We start from the raw sequence: 23,082 nt of genomic DNA, 5'->3' as shown, positions 1-23,082 counted from the left end.
TAAATCAATAAATATTTATATATTTACAACAATAAAATGAACACCATGAAATTAATTGGCGAAAAATCTATCTCTACAATTTTAAGCAAAATATTACTGATTGGCTGTATGGGTCAATTGCTGTACTTAGGTTATCTCATCTTTGGATTTATTGTTGCCTACACCAACCTTCATCAGGAAACACTTTTTTTCTCTGATATTTTTAAAACCGGAAATTTTAATAACGAAGTAGACAACACTGTATCCAATGCTCTTGCATTCCAGTTCAGTATACCATTTTCTGAAGCTGTTATTAAAGGAAATTTTACGTTCTCTACATTCACTTCAATATTATTTTTTCTTGGGTTCTACAGCCTGTTTACTTTTTATTTGTTCAGGATTTTTAAAGGAATGAGTACGGATATCATTTTTAATAAAGAAACCATCAGGTATTTAAGAAAATTTGCCTTCCTCAACATCATATTCATACCGATTTACTCAATCGTTTTATATTTCATAGATCAGTCAGTATACAGCATTGATCCTATGTTTATCCTGCTTCACCTTGCTACAGGTATCATCATTATATTCATTATCGAGTTCTTCAAAAAAGGATATGAACTCCAGACACAAACCGACTTAACAATATAACTATGCCTATTATTATCAATATAGATGTAATGCTTGCTAAACGAAAAATGCAATCTCAGGAGTTAGCTGAAAAAATAGGAATAACTCAGGCTAACCTCTCCATTTTGAAAAATGGAAAAGCCAAGGCCATAAAAGTTTCTACTTTGGAAGCAATATGCACTGCTTTAGACTGCCAGCCAGGTGATATACTAGAATTTAAACCTTAAAAATAAAAAACCATGAAATTATCTTCAATCCCTAAGAAAATGCTCAGTCTGGTCTTCGGACTGTGCACTGTACTGTTTATCTCTGCTCAGGAACTCACCCACGAGCATAAACAAATGTTGAAGTATGATAATACAGCCTACTTTCCCACACTGGTCAATAAAGAGAATATCAACACATGCTATCAGATAGAAAACAATGCCTACACCTTGTTAGGATTAACCATTAAAATGAACAGTAAAGAGGTGTTTCAAAAGCTGATTGATGAAAAAGCCGATATAGAAAAAGCATGTGATGGAAAGACACCTTTAATGTTTGCTGCCAAGTATGGCAATACAGAGCTGCTGAAAAAACTTTTAATAAACGGTGCTAAAAAAGATACTAAGACTGAAAAAGGGTATACTGCCTTGGACTATGCCAAGAAATATGAAAAGCCAGAGGCTGTTAAGCTTTTGGAATAATAATGCAATTCTTTTTATTCGACATTTTCAAATGACAATAAAGAAAGGTTTTTAGATAATTTTTATTATTATTTTCGAACCAATACCCTAGATAAACCAGTACAATTATTAACAAAACTTAGCAATTGATAATAAAATTTAGTTAGATTTGTATATTCTTAAAAATAGTTCTTATGAAAAAAATAATCTCTACACTCTTTCTATTTGGAATATCATTATCTGCAGGTATGCTTTCTGCACAGCAACTTTCCCAAGCGAAAATGAGAGCAATCAATTCTGACAATATAGCTGCCTTTAAAAAACAGTTTGCTCCCGGAGATTACAATAAATGTTTTACAATTGGCCAGGAAGCATATACCCCACTTGGATTCAGTTCATTATATGGAAGCAAAACTCTTGTCAAGTTTCTACTGGACAACAAAGCAAATATTAATAAGAAATGTAAAGACAAGACTCCGTTGGAATTAGCAGAAATAGGAAAAAGTGAAGATACTGCAAAACTCCTGATAGAGCATGGAGCAGTTAAAAACTAAAATTCATTAAAAATATACAAGACTTCCGAAAGGAAGTTTTTTTGTTTATAAAACCTGTAAAAACCTTATCTTTGCCATCGAAAAAAACAAGGTTCGGATAGGAACCTTAAACATTGAACTTTAAACAAATAATTATGTTTCGATCACACACCAATGGAGAACTATCTCTAAAAAATCTGAATGAACAAGTTACACTATCAGGATGGGTACAGACTATCCGTGATAAAGGATTTATGATTTGGATAGATCTTCGAGATCGTTACGGAATTACTCAGTTGGTTTTTGACCAGGATCGCTCTTCAGCACAGCTAATGGAAGAAGCTAAGAAATTAGGCCGTGAATTTGTAATTCAGGTTTCCGGAAAAGTCATTGAAAGAGTAAGTAAAAACCCCAATATTCCAACGGGGGAAATTGAACTTTTAGTAGAAACACTGACTGTTCTTAATAATTCACAACTTCCACCTTTTACTATTGAAGATGAAACAGATGGTGGAGAAGAGCTGAGAATGAAATACCGTTACCTTGATATCAGAAGAAATCCGGTAAAAGAAAAGCTGATCTTCCGTCACAAAATGGCACAGAAAGTAAGAAATTATTTATCTGATGAAGGTTTTATTGAAGTAGAAACTCCTGTTTTGATCAAGTCTACACCGGAAGGAGCCCGAGACTTTGTGGTTCCCAGCAGAATGAATCCTGGGCAGTTTTATGCATTACCACAGTCTCCACAGACTTTCAAACAGCTTTTGATGGTAGGTGGAATGGATAAGTATTTCCAGATTGTAAAATGTTTCCGTGATGAGGATTTAAGAGCGGACAGACAACCTGAATTTACACAGATAGACTGCGAAATGGCTTTCGTAGAGCAGGAAGATGTCATGAATGTTTTTGAAGGAATGACTAAAACTCTTTTAAAAGATATTACAGGTCAGGAATTTGGAAATTTCCCAAGAATGACTTTCGCAGATGCGATGAAAAAATATGGAAACGACAAACCGGATATCCGTTTCGGGATGGAGTTTGTAGAACTTAATGAACTGGTAAAAGGAAAAGATTTCAAAATATTTGATGAAGCTGAACTGGTTGTAGGGATTAATGTAGAAGGATGTGCAGACTATACGAGAAAACAGATTGACGAGCTTGTAGACTGGGTAAAACGTCCACAGGTGGGTGCCTCAGGAATGGTATGGGCAAAATTCCAGAATGATGGTGTGAAGACCTCATCTGTCAACAAATTCTACAATGAAGAAGACCTTGCGAAGATCATTGAAAAATTCGGAGCGAAGGAAGGAGATTTAATGTTAATTCTTTCCGGAAATGAGAATAAAGTAAGAGCGCAGCTTTCTGCTTTAAGAATGGAACTTGGAAACCGTTTAGGGTTGAGAAAAGGAAATGTATTTGCTCCTCTTTGGGTAGTTGACTTCCCTCTGTTGGAATGGGATGAAGACACTGAAAGATTCCATGCAATGCACCATCCGTTTACTTCTCCAAAACCGGAAGATATCCACTTATTGGAAACTGATCCGGGTAAAGCAAGAGCTAACGCTTATGATATGGTATTGAACGGAAATGAAATCGGTGGTGGATCTATCAGAATTTTTGATAGAGATTTACAGTCAAAAATGTTTGACCTGTTAGGATTCACAAAAGAAGAAGCTGAAGCTCAGTTTGGATTCCTAATGAACGCATTCAAATACGGAGCACCTCCACATGGTGGTTTAGCTTTTGGATTTGACCGTTTAGTAGCTATCCTGGATGGCAATGAGGTCATCAGAGATTATATTGCATTCCCTAAGAATAATTCAGGGCGAGATGTGATGATCGATGCACCGGCTTCCATTGCTGATGCACAGCTTGATGAACTAGAACTTCAATTGAATTTAAAAGCATAAATATAAAGCGGAGATTTTTTCTCCGCTTTTTTTTTACCCAAAATTACTGAAACGTCCAGTCTAGCTCCTCATTTGCCGATATCATTCTTTTTAAAAGCAACTATTCGGGCGTGGTACTACTCTACTGTCTATAAGATGGATTTTCACATACTTTTGAGTTTACCAGAATAAAACGAACTTTCTCATAATATAGGATCATATTAATCTTATATCAACTACCCATGAAATAACTTAATTCACGATTTAATAGGAAAATTTAAACAAACAATCAATATTTAAACGAAATAAATACATAAACAAAGCAAAGTAAGCAGTAAAACAACCATTATATTATGTTATATATAAATACAGCTTTTGTTATTATATTTACAAAACACAGCTGAATGATAATTAAGATCAAACTTAGGAATTAATTTGCCTCTGTACTATGTTCCGTATGCTGATGAGCCCGCTGTTCGTATTTGGAAAAATTTATCAATAAAACCAATATTTAATATTATATGAAAAGCAAATTATTAGTCTTATCAGGATGCCTTGTTTTGGCAATGAATTCATGTAGGTCAGATACCGAAAACGCTTCAATTGATCATACAACATCGAAGCTCAATGGCACAACGATTCACAAATTATCAATTAATGGGAATTATACTTATGTCAATGAAATAAATGGTGAATATTTTTATGCAGATGATATTACTATTACCTCCGAACAATTTAACAAATTAAAGATGCAGGCCAATTCTGAATTGTCAACAATGGAGAAAAGTACAATTGTCAGCTCCTTTATTAAGACATGGCCAAATGCAACAGTATACTATACATTACCTAGCCAGGGAAGCCTGAGTACCCAGAATTATAATACGTTTCTTACAAATATTAACAAAGCGTTTGAAATGATTTCCTCTCAAACCAGTGTTCAATTTATTCAACGTACCAATCAAACTGAATATATCACCTTTACTTATTCTACTAGTACAAACAGTTCTCCACTTGGATGGGGAAAAAACACAGTTAATGGTATTAAAATTTATAATATTACCTATCCTGCAATTATTGCTCACGAAGTGATGCACTCTATGGGAATCATGCATGAACAATGCCGTCCGGACAGAGATCAATATATTATTGTAGATGTTAACAGGGCAATAGAAGGAAGCCGACATAACTTCAACCTTTACAATGATTACGCAGGAAATGGCGAATTTGATTTCGGGTCAGTAATGATGTATCAGTCCACAGACTTTGCTATTGATACAAGCAAACCTGTAATGACTAAACTGGACGGTTCTACTTTTACCAAGCAAAGAACAGCATTGTCTGCTGGTGATTATGCTGGAATTAACCATTTGTATGGACCTGTTAATGCCACTTCTGCAATCAATGGAACTTATACGCTGACAACATCTTTAGCAAGTGATAAAAATTTAGATATTTCCGGAAGTACCATTACAGATGGAGTTAATATTATTCTGAACTCAGCCTCTACAGGAAATAATCAGAAATTTACGTTCACCAAGTCAGATCATGGTTATTATATCATCAAATCTTCAGTGGATCCTACAAAGGTATTAACCGTAAAAAATAGCGGAACACTGAATGGAACAGCTGTAGAATTAAGAACCAATTCTAATACAGATTCTCAGAAATGGTTATTGTTCAATCTGGGAAATAATGGCTTTGGGTTCGCCCCTAAAAATGCACCATCCTTACGATTAGAGGTAAAAGATGGTTTGACAACTAATCTTACGCCTATTGTAATCGGTAGTACGGATACAACGGTTCAGCCGTATACAAAGCAACGTTTTAAACTTACAAAGGTCAATTAACTTAAACTTTTTCATTCTTCCAGACGTAAGGAGGTTAGGAAATAAATTTCCTAACCTCCTCTGTTTTATATAAACTGACCGGTAAACCTACTTGCCTTAACTATTTACTGCTTAATTTCAAAATCTGCTCTCTTCCTGGGCCTATAGAAAGGTAAGCTACAGGAATACCCAGCTCTGCCTCCAAAAACGTCAGGAAATCTTGTAATTCTTGAGGCAATTCGGAGTTGCCTTCCATATTGGAAAAATCGGCGTTCCATCCTTCCATCCACTTCAGTACCGGTTTTGCATTATCCGGAAGCACGGCGGAAATCTTTTCTATTTTTCCGTCTTCCAGTTCATAGTGTGTACAGATAGCTACTGATTTCAATCCACTTAAGACATCAGCTTTCGTCAATACCAATTGGGTAACTCCATTGATCATAACAGCGTATTGTAAGGCAGGTAAATCCAACCATCCAATTCTGCGTGGTCTTCCCGTATTAGAGCCGAATTCGTTTCCTTTTATCCTGATCTCTTCCCCCAATTCATCAAAAAGCTCTGTAGGAAACATTCCGTTTCCAACCCTGGTACAATAGGCTTTTGCAATCCCGTAGATCTCACCCATTTTTTTCGGTGAAATACCTAATCCGCTACAGGCTCCCGCCGCCGTAGTAGACGAAGAGGTTACGTATGGATAAGTACCATGATCGATATCCAGCATGGCCGCCTGAGATCCTTCGGCCAATATATTTTTCCCTTCATTTAAAGCGGTATTCAAATAGATTTCAGTTTCTGTACAGTTGAACCTCTTAAGAAAATCTACCGCTTCAAAAAACTCGTTGCTCATCTCCTCAAAGGAAGGTAAAACCATCCCACCGTCTGTAAGCATTTTATAGTCTCTCCTCAAAATAGGCACTACCCTTGTTTGAAAATCTGATGAAAACAGATCCCCTACCCTAAGGTTTTGTCTCAGTATTTTATTGGAATAAGCCTGTGCAATCCCATTTTTGGTGGTTCCAATTGTAGTATAATCCGGACTTTCCTCCATAAAAATATCCAAAAACTTATGAGTGGGTAACACCAGATGAGCTTTTCTGGAAATAATAATATTTTTCTCCGGCTGTATGGTTTCATCAAACACCTGAAGATTCAGTATTTCTTTTTTAAAACTTACAGGATCGAGAACCGTTCCTGTTCCAATGACATTCTGTACTGTTTTCATAAAGATTCCCGAAGGAATCATTTTAAGCGTGATTCTTTTTCCATTTCTTTGTATACTGTGTCCAGCATTGGAACCTCCATTAAAACGCGCTGTAATATCATAGTTTTCACTGATAAGGTCAATAAACTTTCCTTTTCCTTCATCCCCCCACTGTAATCCTAATACAATATCCATATTTTTAATTTTATGCTGCAAAATTAGGCCAGCCAGACGTGAGGACCATTGTCATTTGGCAAAAAGCATGGGGTTTTACATTATGCAACGTACAATGTACCAGATTGACAGTCTGACCCTTAAACTTTGGTAAAGTTTGAATGGATTGATCATTTTAGGAAACAGAATATGCTCTGCCTCTTATGGAAATTGGTATTGTCTGTTTAAATACTATAAGATATTTCTTCTGATCCTGCTTAGGGAAGATGGCGTAATCCCAAGATAGGAAGCCAGCATAGATTGAGGAACCCTGTTAGCAAGGCCGGGATAATGGTTTAAAAAATGAATATAGCGGGCTTTAGCATCCTGGTTCAGCATGATACTCGCTACTTTAAGCTTATTTTCTGCTACAAAGACATGAATTCTGGCAAATAAGACAGGCCATATGGCAATTTCTTTTTCCAGAATCTTGAAATGATCCCAATCAATAACAAGCAGTACCGCATCGGTTACAGCTTCAATGTATTCATGAGAAGATACCTGATCTGTAAAACCCTGAAAGTCTCCGATAAACCTTCCTTCATAGATAAAATATCGCGTAAAGTCATCTCCCTGCTTATTATAATACAAAGATCTGAAAACGCCTTCCTTCACAAAAGCAATCTTTTTACTTACTTTTCCTGCTTCTACAAAACTGTCTCCCTTCTTTACACTAATCTCCTGGATTCCCTGAGAGATGAGTAATTCTTCCTGATCACTCAGTACCCCAAATTTTTTGATGTAATTAAAAAGTTCATCCATGATTATTTGCCCACAAATTGGAAAACATAAAGGTATAAAACTATATCTGTAAAACAATTGCCATTTGACAAAAAGCGTACAAACACATACCACACAAGCCTCCAACGGCATGTTAATTGCTTGATTTTTAAAAACGTAAGACAATGAAAGCAATTTGGAATGGTGCCATTGGATTCGGTTTAGTAAACATTCCCGTTAAGATTTACTCTGCCACGGAAACCAGTAAATTGGACCTTGATATGCTCGATAAATCTGATTTTTCCAATATCCGGTTTAAAAGAGTGAACGAGAATACGGGAAAAGAAGTCAAATGGGAAAATATTGTCAAAGGTTATCTCATGGATGACCAATACATCGTTCTGGATGAAGAGGATTATGAAGCGGCAAGTCCTGAAAAAACAAAAATACTTTCTATTGATCAGTTTGTAAAGGAAGGGGAAGTAGACAGTGTCTATTTTGAGACTCCTTATTATCTGGAGCCTCAGAAAAACGGTGAAAATGCCTACAGGCTTTTATTAAAAGCACTTGAAGAAACAAAAATGGTCGGAATAGGTACTTTCGTACTCCGCGAAAGTGAAACAATCGGAATGATACGCCCATACCATGATAATATCTTAGTTTTGAATCGCCTGAGATTCGATCAGGAGATAAGAAGTTATTCGGATTTAAAAATTCCGGCACTTAAAGCACCGAAACCGGCAGAACTAAAAATGGCGGTAAGTCTTATCAAGCAACTTTCACAAGATTTTGATCCTGCCATGTATAAAGACACATATTCTGCAGACCTTATGAAGATTATCAAACAGAAGGCGAAAGGTAAGAATATAAAAGCTCAAAAAGCCCAACCTGCTAAAGAAGGCAAAGTGATTGACCTTATGGCCCAGCTAAAAGCCAGCCTGAGTAATTCTAAATCTAAATCTGCATCATAATGGCTCTCAAAGATTATCAAAAAAAACGGAAGTTCGATGAAACCAGTGAACCTAAGGGTAAAACAAAAAAGAGCAAAAATAAATTGATTTTTGTCATTCAGAGGCATGCAGCATCAAGGCTTCATTATGACTTCCGACTGGAGATGGAAGGAGTTTTGAAAAGCTGGGCTATACCCAAAGGGCCGTCATTAGATCCGCAGGATAAACGCCTGGCAATGATGGTAGAGGATCATCCTTATGATTACAAAGATTTTGAAGGAAATATTCCTGAAGGAAACTATGGCGCCGGGCAGGTAGAAGTATGGGACAGCGGAACCTATGAACCGTTGGATGAAAGTACTGCACTTTCTGACGAAAAGGAACTGTTGAAAGAACTGCATTCCGGATCATTAAAGTTTATCTTACATGGTACAAAGCTGAAAGGCGAGTTTGCTTTGGTTAAAATGAAAAATGCTGAAAACAATGCATGGTTGCTGATTAAACATAAAGATGAATTTGCAGAAAGCCCATATGACGCTGAGGAAAATACCTCCTCAAAATCTTTAGTCACCCAATTTTTAGAGGAAAAAAAAAGCCTGAAAATAAACGCAAAAAAGAAGTTATAACTTCAGGGAAACCTTTCAAAAGCTTTAATTCTTTAACCAACGAAAAAAAGCTTACAACCTTTATAAAACCTATGCTGGCGAAGCTTTCGGAAAATGCTTTTAATGATAAAGACTGGGTTTTTGAAATAAAATGGGATGGCTACAGAGCAATCGCCGACCTCCGCCATAAAGAACCCCTATTCTACTCCAGAAACGGAATTTCATTCTTATCAAAATTTGAAAGGGTAACGCGTGATTTCGCAAGACAAAAGCATCACATGATCCTGGATGGGGAAATTGTAGCATATGACCACAAGGGAAAACCCAGTTTTCAGCTTTTACAGCAAATTGGTGATACTCCCAGTCTAAGTCTTGTTTATCAGGTTTTCGACATTCTGTGGCTAAATGGCCACTCCACAGAGGAACTGCCCCTTATTCAGCGAAAAGAGCTTTTAAAAGAAGCGCTGGTTGAAACTGAAACCATTGTCTATTGTGATCATATTCCTGAAAAAGGTATTGCGTTTTTTAACCAAATGAAAAAAATGAAACTGGAGGGAATGATTGCCAAACGGGCTGACAGCCCATATATCGAAAATCAAAGAACCAGTGACTGGCTTAAAATAAAATTCACCAATACGGATGAAGCTATTATTTGTGGTTTCACTGAACCAAGAGGCTCACGCCAGGGTTTTGGAGCCCTGATTTTAGGGAAGTATATTGATCAAAAACTCACCTATTGCGGCCATACAGGAACAGGATTCAATAAAAATTCATTGCAGGAACTTTACAAAAAACTTCAAAAATTAACAGTCAGGATTTCACCTTTTGAAATAATTCCCAAAACGAATATGCCCGTAACATGGATTACACCTGAACTGGTGTGTGAAATCAAATATTCTGAGATTACTAAAGACGGAATTTTCCGGCATCCGGTTTTTATCATCATTCGTGAGGATAAAGAACCTGAAGAAATTAAAAGTCTGCTGAAGAACAGTCAAAACGAAAAATCTAAAGGAATGAAAACAAAAACCACTTCCAGAAAAAAGGAAACTTCCGAAAAAGAAACTGAACTCATACTGAATAAGCATCATGTAAAGCTCACTCATCAGGATAAAGTATATTTTCCAAAAGATGGTATTACCAAAGGGGATGTAATCTCTTATTATCAATCTGTCGCAGACTATATTTTACCTTACCTGAAAAACAGACCTTTGTCTCTCAACCGTTTTCCCAACGGAATAGAAGAACAGGGCTTTTATCAGAAAGACGCCGGAGATCATATCCCTGACTGGATCAAAACAACAAAGGTATACTCGGAATCTAATGATAAATACATTGATTATATCTACTGTAATAATCAGGCAACGTTGGCATATCTTAATAATTTAGGGTGTATTGATTTCAATCCATGGAATAGCTCTCTGCCGGATCTTGAGCATCCGGATTATCTGGTTTTGGATCTCGACCCGTCATCAAAGAACACATTTGATGAGGTTATTGAGACCGCACTTCAGGTGAATGAAGTCTTACAATCTATTACAGTAAAAGGCTATTGCAAAACTTCAGGGAGTACAGGGATTCACATTTATATTCCGATGGGTGGAAAATATGAATTCGACCAGGTAAAAGATTTCGCTCATATTCTCATGAAACAGGTCAATGAAAAGCTCCCAAAGATAACCACTTTAGAAAGGAGCCTTCAAAAAAGGGATAACAAAAAAATCTATCTGGATTATCTTCAAAACAGAACCGGACAGACTTTGGCCAGTGCCTATAGCATAAGACCCAAACAAGGAGCATCTGTCTCCATGCCATTGGAATGGAATGAGCTCAAACCGGGATTGAAACCTACTGATTTTAATATTGATAATGCCCTGGATAGGATAAAGGAAAAAGGAGATTTGTTTAAACCGGTTCTGGCTAAGGGTATTGATATGATAAAGGCTTTGGATACTATGCAGAATATTGAATAATTTTGATATTTTTGCCGAAAACTATAATCATGGAAAACACTCTTAGAATTCAAGTAAATTTTAATGAGAAGATTATTCGTAAATAACTTTGGACGTATTTCTACTATTCATGGAAAAAGAAAATGCCTACTATTTTACGAAACTTCTTTTATGTATTATTTATCATTTTCATTTTTGATAGCCTTCTGGGCAATAAAACCAGATACAACTTCTTACAATTTGTTATTGTATTTTTAGGCCTTACCTGTATTTTTTATCTTATTAACTTTTATTATCAAAAGATAACCTACTCTACTAAGATAAATAAGCATATTGATGAATTAAAAGGATATCATCCTGTCACAGAATTATATTTTGATGAGGAAAACTTTTATATCAAAGGTGAACAGTATGATGTAAGAAGTATTTGGAAAAAAATCACTTATGAAGTTTCTGGTAACATTATTTTGATTCAAGTTGAAATAGGAACTCCCTTTATCTACGTTATCAGTGAAGAAGAAACTGATCAATATGCCGAGATTCTTAGCTTTTTGAAACATAAAGCAAAGTCAAAGAAAAAATAAAAAACCTGCATTGTTAGCAATGCAGGTTTTTTTTAAGATTTTATGCCTTTTATTTATTGTAAACATGAATATCTCTCTGTGGAAAAGGGATTCCTATTCCTGCCTTATCAAGAGCTTCTTTACAGTTGATAATCAGTTCCTCATTCATTTTCCAGAAATTCTCATTAGAGGTGGTCACTCTTACAGATAAGTTTACAGCACTGTCACCAAGTTCTGTCACCATTACCTGTGGGGCAGGTTCTGTAAAGGCATATTGGTTGTTATTGATCACCTTCATTAATATTTCTTTGGTCTGTTTAAGATCTGCATCATACGCTACTCCTATATCCAAAGAAGTTCTTCGGGATCCTAATTGGGTAAAATTAGTAATGCTGTTATTGGAAACTACCCCATTCGGGATAACAATTAATTGGTTTTGTGGGGTAATCAGCTTGGTATGAAAAATATCAATAGCCTCAACGGTTCCTGAAACACCGGAATTGGTAGAAATAAAGTCTCCTATTTTAAATGGTTTTAACAGTAAAATAAGAATTCCACCTGCAAAATTGGTTAGTGATCCCTGTAATGCCAGACCTACTGCCAAACCGGCTGCACCAATCATCGCCACAAAAGCTGAGGTCTGTACTCCCAATTGGGTAACAACCACTATAAAAAGAAGAATATTAAGTCCCCAATTAATAATATTTAAAAGGAAAAGCTGTAAAGAAGCTTCCATATTACGTTTTTTAAACGCTTTTGCAACCAGCTTTTTAATCATTCTTATCATCCATGAACCAATCAGGTAGATCAGTATTGCAGAAATTACTGCTGTGATAATTCTTGGTGTCCATGAAATGGCTGAAGATAGTAAAGAATCCCAGTGTTGCTGAATGTTGTTTAATTCTAAATCGTTCATTTGTCTGCTGCTTATTTTAGTATTTATATATCCGTTATAGGCTTCTGTACAAGATTTAAAATGAAAATGAGTATAACATCATCCGGTTTCCAAAAAGAAACAGGCCCTAGCCCTTTCGAGCTAAAGAAAAAGTATTATCCATGAATATAAATTGATTGCGAAACAGAATGGTTTGGCTTACTCAATGATCATTTCAAAAATTGAATCTTGGTACGAAGAAATAATTTTGGGTTTTATAATAGCAAAGAGGATACCGAACTCCCCTTTTAAAGAAATAAGGTTCTTATTATTATACATAACAGACAGGAAAAATAATAAATACATTCATTACACGGACCGTTTTGAATGCTAATATTCAAAACATTACGGCAATTTAGCGACTAAACCTTCCGGCAGAAGTCTGAGAATATGATAAATCATTTTCCATTTAAAATTTGGAACAATAGTAAAGGAATTTCCGGCATTGACAATATATCCTGCCACATAATCAGGCTCCATAATCAAGGACTCATTAAGCTGTAATCCGTCATTAATTTTTGTTCTGATATATCCAATGACCAATGCATTGACAATGATTTTTCTGGAAGCCAATTCCTGTCTTAAACCCGCCAGATACTGAGTAAAGGCAGCTTTTGTACTTCCATATACAAAATTGCTTTTTCTTCCTCTTACACCGGATAATGAAGAGAGTCCTACTATTCTTTCCAGGTGTTTATTGCTTTGATCCATTGCAATAATGCTGAGAATGGAAACGGCTCCCATATAATTGACCTCCATCATTTGTTTAGCCCCGCTAAAGTCAGCTAATGCTCTTTCATTATCTACCAGGAAACCGGCAGCATAAACTACTATATGAGGTTTTACAGGAAGTTGATCGTAAAATTTCTGATGGGAATTAAAATCTGCGGCATCAAAAGATAAAACGGCAATTTTAGTTTGATCCAAATTATTCTCAGAGATAAAATCTTCCAGAGATCGGGTATTTCTGGAAGCCGCAATTACAGAAAGTCCTTTTTCAATATATTGCTTGATGCATTGTTTCGCGACATCTGAATTGGCTCCTAAAATAAGAACAGTTTTATTTGCGTTTTGATCCATTTGGCAAAGATAATTTCTTTTTTCAAAATGAAAATGAATGGTTGCCAAATAACTATTATGTGTTATAGATGGCTTAGTATATTCTATAAAAGAGAATCGGCGGGTGAACTTCGTTCACCCGCCGATTCTGCATATTTTCAAACCGAATTATTTCTTTTCTTCAGTTTCTATTTCTTTTTTGTCTGCTGTTTTATCAGCAGCTTTTGCTTTATCTCCGAAACGGGTTTCTGTCATTTCTCTTGAGATAGCCGCTTTTTCGAATTTCAGTTTTCCTGATAATGTTTCGATAACAAAACCGTCATCCTGAACCTGAGCAATTCTTCCGTGAAGTCCTGAAGTAAGCACAACTCTTGTTCCTACTTTTAGATTTTCCTGGAAATTCTTCTCCTGTTTTTGTTTTCTCATCTGAGGTCTTATCATTAAGAAATAAAACCCTACAAACATCACCCCCATCATGATCAGCATCATAGATGAAGATCCTTGTGGTTGTGCCTGTAAAAATAATGTCAACATATTTTTTTAATTATGGTTGGATGTTCGCAGTGAACGTTAATTTGATTGGAGCTTTCTCTACATTTGCAAAAACATCTGCATACTTCTGAACGTTTCCATCGAAGTTTGAAGAGTCGAAATGTAATGTAATCTTCCCTTTTTTACCTGGCATGATAGGTTCTTTTGTGAAGTCAGGAGCTGTACATCCGCATCCAGGCTTAACTTCAGAAATAACCAATGGATTTTTCCCAGTGTTAGTTACTTCGTAAACGTGTTCTACTTTATCTCCTTTTTTGATTTTTCCAAAATCGAAGTTGCTTTCAGATAAAGCGATAGAAGTAGAAGGTTCATTAGAAGCAGGAGCAGCAGCTTCACCTGTTGCAGGAGTTGCTGTAGAATCTGCCGTTGCCGGAGTTGTTATAGCTGTAGAATCAACAGCTACTGTTTCAGCACTTTGAACTTCTTTGTTTTCTTTTTTACAAGAAACTAATCCCAGGCCTATGATAGATAAGGCGATAATTGATAACGTCTTTTTCATTTTATATTCTATTTTGATCTTTACAATATTTATCTAAAATACCATTAACAAAAATATTGGAACGGTCTGTCGCAAATACTTTTGCAATTTCAATATATTCGTTAATAATCACTCTTGAAGGCGTAAACGCAAAATTATCCAGCTCCGAAATTGCGGTTGACAAAATAACTTTATCCATTAAAGAAACTCTCTCCAAATCCCAGTTTTCAAGTCTCTCTTCCAGCTTTTTCTCGTTATTTTCCCAGTTATTCAGAGTATCTCTCAATAATTTAGAAGCGAAACTTTTATCTTCTTCATCTTTAATCATCTTAATTAAAGTTCTGCTTTCTTCATCTTCTCTCAGGAAACCGATGGTTTTCTGAACCATTGAATTGGCAATATGAATATCATCATACCAAGAAAGTTCTTTATCTCCTAAATAATCATGAAAATCATCGTTTTCTGCGATATATCTAAGGAATAATTTACCGATAAACTTCTGATCAGCATCAAAAGAATATCCATCTTCTTTCATAAAATCCTGATAACGTTTTCCTGCTGTAATTCTTTGGAAAGTCTTTACCAACAAATCATCGTGCATATCCCATTTCAACTGCTTGTGCTGGCCTGTGAAAAATAATCTCTCAGGATTTTCTTCCAGCTTCTTTAATACTTGATTGTTGATGAATTTTTGGTTAGGGTTAATATCAGCATCTGTCTTCAGATACTTATTTTTCCCGATTTCGATCTGATGCTCTGCCAAATCTTTTAGTGCCACCAAAAAATTCAGCTGATAGATGTAAAGATGATAGATTTTCTCTATTCCAGCGAACATGTTTTTCTCTAAAACATCAAACTTTACAGGATTTTGATAGTACGAATACACTGTTTGTACTAATTTTTCACGGATTTGTCGTCTTCCTAACATTCAAAGAGCTTTTTTATGCCTGCAAAGATACAAAATTTAAAATTGATGAAATTCGTAGTGTGATGACATTTTCGTAATTTTGTAAAACTATATGAAAGCTCTAAAAACCTTAAACCCTTATTTTTGGAAACACAAAATACTATTGTTTTGGGGAGTACTATTTATCATTGCCAGTAACTTTTTTAATATTTATAAAGTTCAGTTTGTAGGTAAATCCGTAGATGAACTCACTAAAAACGGGAATCTTGGCTTCAATAACCAGGTTCTTATTTATGTTGCTATCATTGTGGGGTGTTCCCTATTGACTGGATTTTTCACCTTCATGATGAGGCAGACAATTATTGTTGCTTCCAGAAGAATTGAATATGAACTTAAAAATAAAATCTACCGACATTATCAGGATTTATCTTTGACGGATTATAAACAAACCACCATCGGAGATTTAATGAACCGGTTAAGTGAAGATGTTGTAGCCGTAAGGATGTATCTAGGACCTGGTGTCATGTATGTAGCTAACCTCATTGTCCTGGTTGTCATCACTTCTATTTATATGGTGAAAACAGATGCTTCGATGACTTTATGGACATTGTTGCCGCTTCCGATACTATCTTATGCTATCTATAAGGTAAGTTCCATTATCAATAAAAAGTCTAAAGTGATGCAGAAAAGCCAGTCTGCTATTTCAACTTTTGTTCAGGATAGCTTTTCAGGAATCCGTGTGGTAAAGTTTTTTGCAAGAGAAAAATACATCAAAAACAATTACGGAATCAAGGTAACAGATTACCAGAACAAAGCTTTGGATCTTGCCAAAACTGAAGCCTATTTCTTTACTATTATTTTATTTGTAATCGGATTACTGAATGTTGCCGTTATCTGGATTGGTGGTGAAAAATACATTGCAGGAGAATTAAGTATAGGGAAAATTGCCGATTTCTTCATGTACATCAATACCTTAATTTTTCCATTCTCCATGGTTGGCTGGGTTACTTCGGTGAACCAGAGAGCTGAAGCTTCTATGCAGAGGATTAATGAATTTATGGATAAGAAATCTGAAATTGTAAATTCAAATTTTGAAAATTATCCCATCCAGGGCAGTATTGAGTTTAGAAATGTTTCTTATGTATATCCAAATACGGGAATCAAAGCACTGGACAACCTGAGTTTCACCATTAATGCTGGAGAATCCTTAGCTATTATGGGGAAAACAGGAAGTGGAAAATCTACCATAGCCCTTCTTCTCTGCAGGCTGATAGATCCTACAGAAGGTGAGATTCTTATTGACGGTAAAAACCTTAAAGAACACAATCTCAGCAACTACAGAGATTTTATAGGATACATTCCTCAGGAAAGCTATTTATTCTCTGATTCTATCGAAAACAACATTGGTTTTGCTATAGATCATCCCTCTCACGAAAAAGTGGTAGAATATGCTCAGATTGCCGATGTTCACAAAAATATTGTCGAGTTTAAAGACCAATATAAAACACTGGTGGGTGAACGTGGAGTCATGCTTTCGGGAGGTCAAAAGCAAAGAATTTGTATTGCCAGAGCTTTAATTAAGGACCCAAATATCATTATTTTTGACGATTCTTTATCGGCTTTGGATACAGAGACCGAGCAGAATATTCTTGAAAATATTGATAAAAAAATAGGCAATGCTACTTCCATAATTATCACACACAGAGAGTCTAGCGCTCAAAAAGCAGACAAAATCATCAACCTCACGGAAATTGCCAATTCTGTAACCGCTTAGCCGTTTCGTTCTCAATTGTTAAATAAATCATAAAAAAAATTTTGTGATTAAAAGAATTCTTTTATATTTGTTCTTAACAAGATTAAAAAATATCTAACAATGAGTGAATACAAGGAACGCCATGAAAATGAAATTTTCACTAAGGTGTTAAAAGCAGGGAGAAGAACTTATTTCTTTGATGTGCGCGAGACGAAAGCAGGAGATTATTATCTTACAATCACTGAGAGTAAGAAAAATTTCGGAGAGAATGGGGAAGCTACATTCGAGAAGCATAAAATTTACCTTTATAAGGAAGATTTTAAAAGTTTTCAGGAGATGTTTAATGAGTCCACAGATTTCATCATTAATGAAAAGGGGGAGGATGTAATTTCTGAAAAACATGACAAAGACTTCAAAAGCAAATCTTTTACGATTGATTCTGACGACGAAGTTTAAAAAAGAATATCTAAAAACACAAGCATCTGAAAAAGGATGCTTTTTTTGTGGAAAAAATTGGGCTTATGGCTTATGGCTTATGGCTTATGGCTTATGGCTTATGGCTTAGCAAATGTAAAGTTTGAAAAAACAAAAAAGTACACCTTTGAAAAGTGTACTTTCTGTATTTTATACGTACTCCCGTTTTATCTGTGAAAGTATCGTTGGATCCTGTATTTCATTATCTTTAGATAGTAACAGTACTTTAGATAATACTTCAGCAGATTTCGGATCATCATCTGCAAAAGGTAAAAACAGCCTGCCTCTATGCTGAGAATGAACAGGAAGTATGGAAAGATAATGTCCGGGAACCTGATGTACTACAGCACTTCCCAAATGCACACTATATTCTGCCAAGCTCCCTTTTATCAATACGTGTGAACCTTCAATCTTTATATTCTCAAGTTTAAATAAACGAGCCGTTTCTTTCATCAGTACAGTCCGCATTTCAATAGAAGACTGACTGGCTTCCGGATCTACACCTCCCACATGAGCTACCGAGACTACCAGATCCACATCACGCATTACTTCTGAGAACAGTCTTGGACTGATCTCTTCAAAAGGAATATTCTTAGCATCTTTTAAAGAATGAAATTCTATCGTTTCCAATGTCGGGCTTTCTATATCGGCAGGTGAAAACCAATCGGCCATTGCATAAAGCTTGACCTGGAACCCTTCCTTATGATACACTTTCTGTAAGCCTTCTTCATAATCTACTTTCCATCCACGTGTTTTAAGCAAAGCCAAAGTCTGCTTGGGCTGGATCTGATGTCCTGCGTAACGACGGGATACAGATTTTTCTTTCAATTCGTCAGGGGTAGGAACATACAGCTCTCTGAAAATCTGTTTGAATGGCTGAATAAGCTTTTCTTTAAAACAGTAATGCTGGTAATCATTCCAGACTGAATGCTGATGGAAATCTACACAATGGGCGATACGCAAAGTATGATGTTCATTTACTTCCTGTATTTCACCATCAGTATTGATCAGGTTTCCATCATGGAAAAATCCGATTTTATGATCACTGGAAATAAATACCAGTTTCTCTAAATGCTTTACAATAACAGGATGTTCAAAAAGTTTCTTGATTTCAGCAAAAAAGAACTCATCTCCCCTGATCATTGCTTCCTCCAATCCTTTTCGGGAACGCGTCCATTGTTCACGCATGATTTTACGGTAGTTCCCAAGTTCTATAATAGCTTTATCTTTTTTAATCTTTGGCGGAATAGACTTCAGCTGTTTATCATCTCTGAATACCACAAGCTCTGCTTTACCATTGTCTTCTATAATTAAGCCTACTGTAACTCCGTCAATGGTAACCTGTGTTTCTTTTGATAAAAGATTCTGAATTTGTTTGGTTTCCATAGCCCAGGTCAGCCTTATCGGATCAGGATACCCTGCATTTCGGGCTAAGTTTTCTAATGCTACCCGAATAGCCAGCGCCTCACTCGACTGTTTCATAGAGCCAAATTCCTTACTTTCTTTTTTGAACTGCTGGATGTATTCATAACGGTTCAGGACATCTTTCTCAGGATTGGTTTTACTCAACGGTACCAGTCCATATACACGGAGATAATCCTGATCACGCTTGTCTTTTACCTTTGTCGTTACTTCTTTTATTTTTAAGCTGCCAGCCAGTGTGTCGGAATAAAGCCTCGCCCGTCGGTGTCCGTTTCCATCAGATATATATTTAGCAGATTCATAAAGCATCTCCCATCTTGCTTTACCTAGCTCTTTGTAAGCTTTTGTAAACCAATCTTTATCCACGGCTCCATCCTTAAACTCCTGAATATCTACTGAGGAATATTTTGCAACTTCGCTTTCCAGTTTTGCATTCTGTGCTTCATAAGCTCCTGTTTTTGTATGGGCATGCATCCACCAGATCGCCGAATCCAAACCTTTCCAACCCAAATAATTACTTATCAGCTTTTGCCATTGCGGTGCATATACTGCAGCCTGTATCAGGCGAAGTTCTGTAATCTTTTCTTTTTTCACCATCTCGTTAAATGCTTCCTGTGTATCATTCTCCAAAGGATAGCAATTCGAAATAAGCCAGGAAAAGAGCTTCTGCTTTGTCATACTTTCCCCAGTATAGCTGTATATATAATTGGCATATAACCCGGACTTCCCTAATCCTTTCAGAAGCTGAATAAAACGATGTGTTCCATATATCGTCTGAAACTGCTGTACAAAATGAGAAACAGCTGTGTTGACATCCCCACGAATAAGCTCTATATCCAGGAATTTATCCTGTATTTCTTCAATCATCGGTTTTAAGAACGGAAATACCTCGAGATATTTCTCATTATGATGATAGAATTTGGTGATGGTAAGGTCCCTGATTGCAGAATCAGCAGTGAGGATTCCCTCATAAAGCTCTTCTCGGGTAATGGCTTTCAACTCATAGGCTTTACAGAATATATGGAAGGGGGGAACACTATTTGTTATATTTTCCTGCAATCCATTATACTGCATCCATCGGTATAAATTCCATTGTTTGAGATGTTGTTCTTCGGTAAGATTTTTCAACGGAACCGCCCTTAAAAACACATCAAAGAAAGACAGTTGCTGCCAGCCATTTCCTTGATATGAGTAATAATAGTCTTTGTTATCTTTTCCTTTATAGTTAATAATATTTTCAGGAAGATGAGCAAACAGGGTACTGCAGGCGTCCTGTAAGAAATCCACTTTTTCCTCAAATACAAATAGATGCTGCAGTGAGTAAAGAATTTTATTAATCGCATTATCCCAGTGATAGTTTCCTTTCGTAGGATTAGGAATAACACCCTGATTATAAAATACATAATCTTCCAAAAAGTCCCTGAATACTTTCCGGTCACAAGTATCTGCAAAGGTCAGTAAAAACAGGTCTCTGGGCTCTAATCCAGAATCTTTATACCATTGTTCCCAGACTTCAGACAAAGGATAATTGTCAGCGAGCTGTTGTGGAGTAAATCCATCGGTATTAGTTTTTATCTGACGGAAAGTATTTCCCATCAATTCAACTGTTACTGAACCACTCCAGTCTTCAGATTCATACTCATAGTCTTTATGCTGCAGAAATATATCATTAAGTTTTTTTAATTCTTCTTTTACTTGGGTCAGAGGCTTTGAAAATCCATATTTATCTGTTTTAACGGCCTGTGCATATACCGAACTGGCTTCCACTGCTGGTAACGCATATTTTGAGATCACAGAAGGGTCATAAAACCCGAATCCGTTTTCAGCAGAAAGTATTTTTTTATCATCGGAAGGATGAAGCTGATCCAGCAAACTCTGTTCTCTTTCGGATACCTTTGTCCTTTCGGTATATTGCTGTGTCCATCGAAAAATCTGAGCAGACAATCTCTTCTCTTTTTGAAGTTGAAGCATCATATCCAAAGAAGCAGCCCGCTGCTCGATATCCCCTTTAGTTGTGAGTTCATCAATCAAAGGAGTGATTTCGGCATCTTCCTGTGCAATCACCAGTTCTATAAGTTTTTTACGGAGAGTTCCACCTTTTCTTTTAAACATATCGAAAAAGATCATTATTTCCTCTTTATGTAAAGGATTCTGATGCAGAACATTGATTCCTGAAGCGATCAGAGATTCACCCCTATCTTTTATAACCTTAAAGGCAAACTCTTTTTGAAAAGGGGTTACCGTATTTTTCTTCTGTTTACCGATATTATAAGATAAGGAATAACAGTAAAAATCCCCTAGAATATTTCGGGTAAGCAGCTCCCGTAAGGAAAGATCAAACTGATCAAAATAAGAAAGTATCACCTCCAGTTTATGGCTGTCTTCTCCTACCAGATAAAACATGGAAGCATATAAATCGCTCTTTTTAAATGTAGTCTTCAGCCAGGAGAATACTTTTCCTTCAAATTTCTTTTCTTTTATCTCGATTTTTTGAGTCAGCTCATGCAGTTTTTCAAAAAAGTCCGGATAATCTTTATTATTGATAAAAAATTTAGATTTTGTATTGGCACTTAATAATTCTGAAAGCGGCTGCCCGGTGAACGCCAATACCTGCATATCCCCTTCCAGCACGGCTTTATAATACAGAGGCATCTGAATGTAAGGATTCTGCGTTTCTATCGCAAATTTAATTGCCAAACATTTTTTTTCTTCATTGCCTTTCTCAAACAACTGATGCAGATAAGGTACGGTTTTTTCCACATCCCATACCGCCTGTGCCCAAAGTGCCATATAAACCTCATTATTATTCTTGCTTTTTATAGCATCAGGAATCAGTTCAGGATTTTTGAAATAGGTATGAGCCAATGATACAATATTTTTTACCACAGATTCTTTCTCTGCTTCCCATCCTAAGCCCGTCCAGGTATCTACCGCCCGAACAACCGATGAAAAACGAGTGAGTTTATGCTCTACGATCACATGGGTCATATATTCCAATGCACCTATACTTGTTTCATCCAGGGCTTCTAATATCGTCTGGCGTAATCCTTCCTGACGCTGGGCAGCAAGCAAAAGTTTCTCCACCAGTTCCCAACAATGCTTCTGTTCACTGTTGAGCAAAGCTTTGATAATATTCAAAGATACTTCTCCCTGAGTATGTTTATTGAATATAATATCTTCAATCAACTGATAAATGGCCGTATTCCCCGTATCAATAGCTGCCGACCATATATAGAACTGGCTGCTATTATTAGATACTTCACTGTCATATATAATCTGCTCCTCTAATGAAAGGTTATAAAATTCCTGATTATAAGCATTCCGCTGCGGAAGACGTAAGAGACTTCTTATTAAATTAATCTGATTCAGTAGTATATATTCTTCCTGATGAGGAGCCCGAAACGAACGTCGATAATACCCTGTCTGATACATTTTATATGGCATTTTATTCCATACATATTTTACCAGATCTGCGTCATCCCCAAAGAAATAAACCAATAAATTATAGTAGTCCTGATCTTCCCAGAGATCAGATTTTATATAGTCTTTAAGTGTTTCAGAAGTTTTGGAACCTAAAGTTACAATCTCATAAGAATTAGGTTTTCCACTCAACAATAAGCCTAATTCTGCAACTTCTTTCTTAAGCAAAGGTCTATCAGGAAATATCTGAGTAGACATTCCATTTTCTGATTGCTCTATCAGGTCTTTTCTTACTTTTTCATAATAATTTGTTATAACCTTTTTTGATTCTAACTTTTCGTTGATTTCCATGTTTTT

General features: G+C 36.1%; 20 protein-coding genes. 12 read left to right on the top strand and 8 right to left on the bottom strand.

Features of this window, described 5'->3' with window-relative positions; all coding sequences use genetic code 11:
• The first annotated feature begins 45 nt into the window (after positions 1–45).
• The 6 genes from DRF57_RS00755 to DRF57_RS00730 all read left to right on the top strand — a co-directional run bounded on the left by DRF57_RS00755 (position 46) and on the right by DRF57_RS00730 (position 5,543).
• Positions 46–630: a DUF2975 domain-containing protein gene (locus DRF57_RS00755; protein WP_157969864.1), complete on the top strand. Its 585-nt coding sequence runs from the start codon at positions 46–48 to the stop codon at positions 628–630.
• A gap of 2 nt (positions 631–632) precedes the next feature.
• Positions 633–836: a helix-turn-helix domain-containing protein gene (locus tag DRF57_RS00750; protein WP_047488898.1), complete on the top strand. Its 204-nt coding sequence runs from the start codon at positions 633–635 to the stop codon at positions 834–836.
• A 12-nt stretch (positions 837–848) separates the two neighbouring features.
• The gene (locus tag DRF57_RS00745; RefSeq protein ID WP_084085725.1) at positions 849–1,295 is read left to right on the top strand and encodes an ankyrin repeat domain-containing protein; all 447 of its coding nucleotides are present in this window, start codon (positions 849–851) and stop codon (positions 1,293–1,295) included.
• A 173-nt stretch (positions 1,296–1,468) separates the two neighbouring features.
• The gene (locus DRF57_RS00740) at positions 1,469–1,828 is read left to right on the top strand and encodes an ankyrin repeat domain-containing protein (RefSeq protein ID WP_084085726.1); all 360 of its coding nucleotides are present in this window, start codon (positions 1,469–1,471) and stop codon (positions 1,826–1,828) included.
• 134 nt (positions 1,829–1,962) lie between these two features.
• On the top strand, positions 1,963–3,717 hold the full coding sequence (gene aspS / locus DRF57_RS00735) for an aspartate--tRNA ligase (protein WP_047488893.1): 1,755 nt from the start codon (positions 1,963–1,965) through the stop codon (positions 3,715–3,717).
• A gap of 500 nt (positions 3,718–4,217) precedes the next feature.
• A complete protein-coding gene (locus DRF57_RS00730; protein ID WP_115916359.1) occupies positions 4,218–5,543 on the top strand; it encodes a M12 family metallopeptidase in 1,326 nt (441 codons plus the stop codon).
• A gap of 100 nt (positions 5,544–5,643) precedes the next feature.
• On the opposite strand, the gene DRF57_RS00725 is transcribed toward DRF57_RS00730, so the two are convergent.
• Both DRF57_RS00725 and DRF57_RS00720 read right to left on the bottom strand, forming a co-directional pair.
• Complete coding sequence (locus DRF57_RS00725) at positions 5,644–6,918, bottom strand: adenylosuccinate synthase (protein WP_115916357.1); 1,275 nt, start codon at positions 6,916–6,918, stop codon at positions 5,644–5,646.
• Between the two features lie 210 nt (positions 6,919–7,128).
• A complete protein-coding gene (locus DRF57_RS00720; RefSeq protein ID WP_047488885.1) occupies positions 7,129–7,698 on the bottom strand; it encodes a Crp/Fnr family transcriptional regulator in 570 nt (189 codons plus the stop codon).
• Positions 7,699–7,841: 143 nt separating this feature from the next.
• Here DRF57_RS00720 and ku point away from each other — a divergent pair, with 143 nt between their 5' ends.
• The 4 genes from ku to DRF57_RS00700 all read left to right on the top strand — a co-directional run bounded on the left by ku (position 7,842) and on the right by DRF57_RS00700 (position 11,747).
• Positions 7,842–8,627, top strand: a complete 786-nt coding sequence (ku, locus tag DRF57_RS00715) for a non-homologous end joining protein Ku (RefSeq protein WP_115916355.1) — start codon at positions 7,842–7,844, stop codon at positions 8,625–8,627.
• Positions 8,627–9,232, top strand: a complete 606-nt coding sequence (locus DRF57_RS00710) for a DNA polymerase ligase N-terminal domain-containing protein (RefSeq protein ID WP_084085730.1) — start codon at positions 8,627–8,629, stop codon at positions 9,230–9,232. The genes ku and DRF57_RS00710 overlap by 1 nt, the downstream gene beginning before the upstream one ends.
• Positions 9,233–9,303: 71 nt before the next feature.
• Positions 9,304–11,184, top strand: coding sequence for a DNA ligase D (gene ligD / locus DRF57_RS00705; RefSeq protein WP_115916353.1), 1,881 nt, complete (start codon positions 9,304–9,306; stop codon positions 11,182–11,184).
• Positions 11,185–11,306: 122 nt separating this feature from the next.
• Positions 11,307–11,747 (top strand): hypothetical protein, encoded by a 441-nt coding sequence (locus DRF57_RS00700; protein ID WP_115916351.1) that lies wholly within the window; start codon positions 11,307–11,309, stop codon positions 11,745–11,747.
• Positions 11,748–11,796: 49 nt separating this feature from the next.
• On the opposite strand, the gene DRF57_RS00695 is transcribed toward DRF57_RS00700, so the two are convergent.
• The 5 genes from DRF57_RS00695 to DRF57_RS00675 all read right to left on the bottom strand — a co-directional run bounded on the left by DRF57_RS00695 (position 11,797) and on the right by DRF57_RS00675 (position 15,677).
• The gene (locus DRF57_RS00695) at positions 11,797–12,642 is read right to left on the bottom strand and encodes a mechanosensitive ion channel family protein (RefSeq protein WP_115916349.1); all 846 of its coding nucleotides are present in this window, start codon (positions 12,640–12,642) and stop codon (positions 11,797–11,799) included.
• 363 nt (positions 12,643–13,005) lie between these two features.
• Positions 13,006–13,740: an SDR family NAD(P)-dependent oxidoreductase gene (locus DRF57_RS00690; RefSeq protein ID WP_047488861.1), complete on the bottom strand. Its 735-nt coding sequence runs from the start codon at positions 13,738–13,740 to the stop codon at positions 13,006–13,008.
• A 147-nt stretch (positions 13,741–13,887) separates the two neighbouring features.
• A complete protein-coding gene (yajC, locus tag DRF57_RS00685) occupies positions 13,888–14,253 on the bottom strand; it encodes a preprotein translocase subunit YajC (RefSeq protein ID WP_047488858.1) in 366 nt (121 codons plus the stop codon).
• A 10-nt stretch (positions 14,254–14,263) separates the two neighbouring features.
• Positions 14,264–14,770 (bottom strand): DUF1573 domain-containing protein, encoded by a 507-nt coding sequence (locus DRF57_RS00680; RefSeq protein WP_047488854.1) that lies wholly within the window; start codon positions 14,768–14,770, stop codon positions 14,264–14,266.
• A gap of 1 nt (position 14,771) precedes the next feature.
• The gene (locus DRF57_RS00675; RefSeq protein WP_115916347.1) at positions 14,772–15,677 is read right to left on the bottom strand and encodes a transcription antitermination protein NusB; all 906 of its coding nucleotides are present in this window, start codon (positions 15,675–15,677) and stop codon (positions 14,772–14,774) included.
• 91 nt (positions 15,678–15,768) lie between these two features.
• Between DRF57_RS00675 and DRF57_RS00670 the strand changes: the two genes are divergently transcribed.
• A complete protein-coding gene (locus DRF57_RS00670; protein ID WP_047488847.1) occupies positions 15,769–17,430 on the top strand; it encodes an ABC transporter ATP-binding protein in 1,662 nt (553 codons plus the stop codon).
• A 99-nt stretch (positions 17,431–17,529) separates the two neighbouring features.
• Complete coding sequence (locus DRF57_RS00665; protein ID WP_034701927.1) at positions 17,530–17,865, top strand: DUF3276 family protein; 336 nt, start codon at positions 17,530–17,532, stop codon at positions 17,863–17,865.
• A 168-nt stretch (positions 17,866–18,033) separates the two neighbouring features.
• Here the strand turns inward: DRF57_RS00665 and DRF57_RS00660 are convergent, their stop codons facing one another.
• A complete protein-coding gene (locus tag DRF57_RS00660; protein ID WP_115916345.1) occupies positions 18,034–23,076 on the bottom strand; it encodes a DUF4132 domain-containing protein in 5,043 nt (1,680 codons plus the stop codon).
• Positions 23,077–23,082: the final 6 nt, after the last annotated feature.

Origin of the sequence: Chryseobacterium rhizosphaerae, assembly GCF_003385455.1 — a bacterium.
In the GTDB taxonomy this organism is placed as follows: Bacteria; Bacteroidota; Bacteroidia; order Flavobacteriales; family Weeksellaceae; genus Chryseobacterium; species Chryseobacterium rhizosphaerae.
Note: the sequence above shows the minus strand (reverse complement) of the source record. Positions and strands in the feature narration are given on the sequence as shown.

Excerpts from the sequence above, each read along its gene's own strand:
- DRF57_RS00755 (WP_157969864.1), top strand. The coding sequence starts at position 46 with ATGAAATTAATTGGCGAAAAATCTATCTCTACAATTTTAAGCAAAATA.
- DRF57_RS00750 (WP_047488898.1), top strand. The coding sequence starts at position 633 with ATGCCTATTATTATCAATATAGATGTAATGCTTGCTAAACGAAAAATG.
- DRF57_RS00745 (WP_084085725.1), top strand. The coding sequence starts at position 849 with ATGAAATTATCTTCAATCCCTAAGAAAATGCTCAGTCTGGTCTTCGGA.
- DRF57_RS00740 (WP_084085726.1), top strand. The coding sequence starts at position 1,469 with ATGAAAAAAATAATCTCTACACTCTTTCTATTTGGAATATCATTATCT.
- aspS (WP_047488893.1), top strand. The coding sequence starts at position 1,963 with ATGTTTCGATCACACACCAATGGAGAACTATCTCTAAAAAATCTGAAT.
- DRF57_RS00730 (WP_115916359.1), top strand. The coding sequence starts at position 4,218 with ATGAAAAGCAAATTATTAGTCTTATCAGGATGCCTTGTTTTGGCAATG.
- DRF57_RS00725 (WP_115916357.1), bottom strand. The coding sequence starts at position 6,918 with ATGGATATTGTATTAGGATTACAGTGGGGGGATGAAGGAAAAGGAAAG.
- DRF57_RS00720 (WP_047488885.1), bottom strand. The coding sequence starts at position 7,698 with ATGGATGAACTTTTTAATTACATCAAAAAATTTGGGGTACTGAGTGAT.
- ku (WP_115916355.1), top strand. The coding sequence starts at position 7,842 with ATGAAAGCAATTTGGAATGGTGCCATTGGATTCGGTTTAGTAAACATT.
- DRF57_RS00710 (WP_084085730.1), top strand. The coding sequence starts at position 8,627 with ATGGCTCTCAAAGATTATCAAAAAAAACGGAAGTTCGATGAAACCAGT.
- ligD (WP_115916353.1), top strand. The coding sequence starts at position 9,304 with ATGCTGGCGAAGCTTTCGGAAAATGCTTTTAATGATAAAGACTGGGTT.
- DRF57_RS00700 (WP_115916351.1), top strand. The coding sequence starts at position 11,307 with ATGCCTACTATTTTACGAAACTTCTTTTATGTATTATTTATCATTTTC.
- DRF57_RS00695 (WP_115916349.1), bottom strand. The coding sequence starts at position 12,642 with ATGAACGATTTAGAATTAAACAACATTCAGCAACACTGGGATTCTTTA.
- DRF57_RS00690 (WP_047488861.1), bottom strand. The coding sequence starts at position 13,740 with ATGGATCAAAACGCAAATAAAACTGTTCTTATTTTAGGAGCCAATTCA.
- yajC (WP_047488858.1), bottom strand. The coding sequence starts at position 14,253 with ATGTTGACATTATTTTTACAGGCACAACCACAAGGATCTTCATCTATG.
- DRF57_RS00680 (WP_047488854.1), bottom strand. The coding sequence starts at position 14,770 with ATGAAAAAGACGTTATCAATTATCGCCTTATCTATCATAGGCCTGGGA.
- DRF57_RS00675 (WP_115916347.1), bottom strand. The coding sequence starts at position 15,677 with ATGTTAGGAAGACGACAAATCCGTGAAAAATTAGTACAAACAGTGTAT.
- DRF57_RS00670 (WP_047488847.1), top strand. The coding sequence starts at position 15,769 with ATGAAAGCTCTAAAAACCTTAAACCCTTATTTTTGGAAACACAAAATA.
- DRF57_RS00665 (WP_034701927.1), top strand. The coding sequence starts at position 17,530 with ATGAGTGAATACAAGGAACGCCATGAAAATGAAATTTTCACTAAGGTG.
- DRF57_RS00660 (WP_115916345.1), bottom strand. The coding sequence starts at position 23,076 with ATGGAAATCAACGAAAAGTTAGAATCAAAAAAGGTTATAACAAATTAT.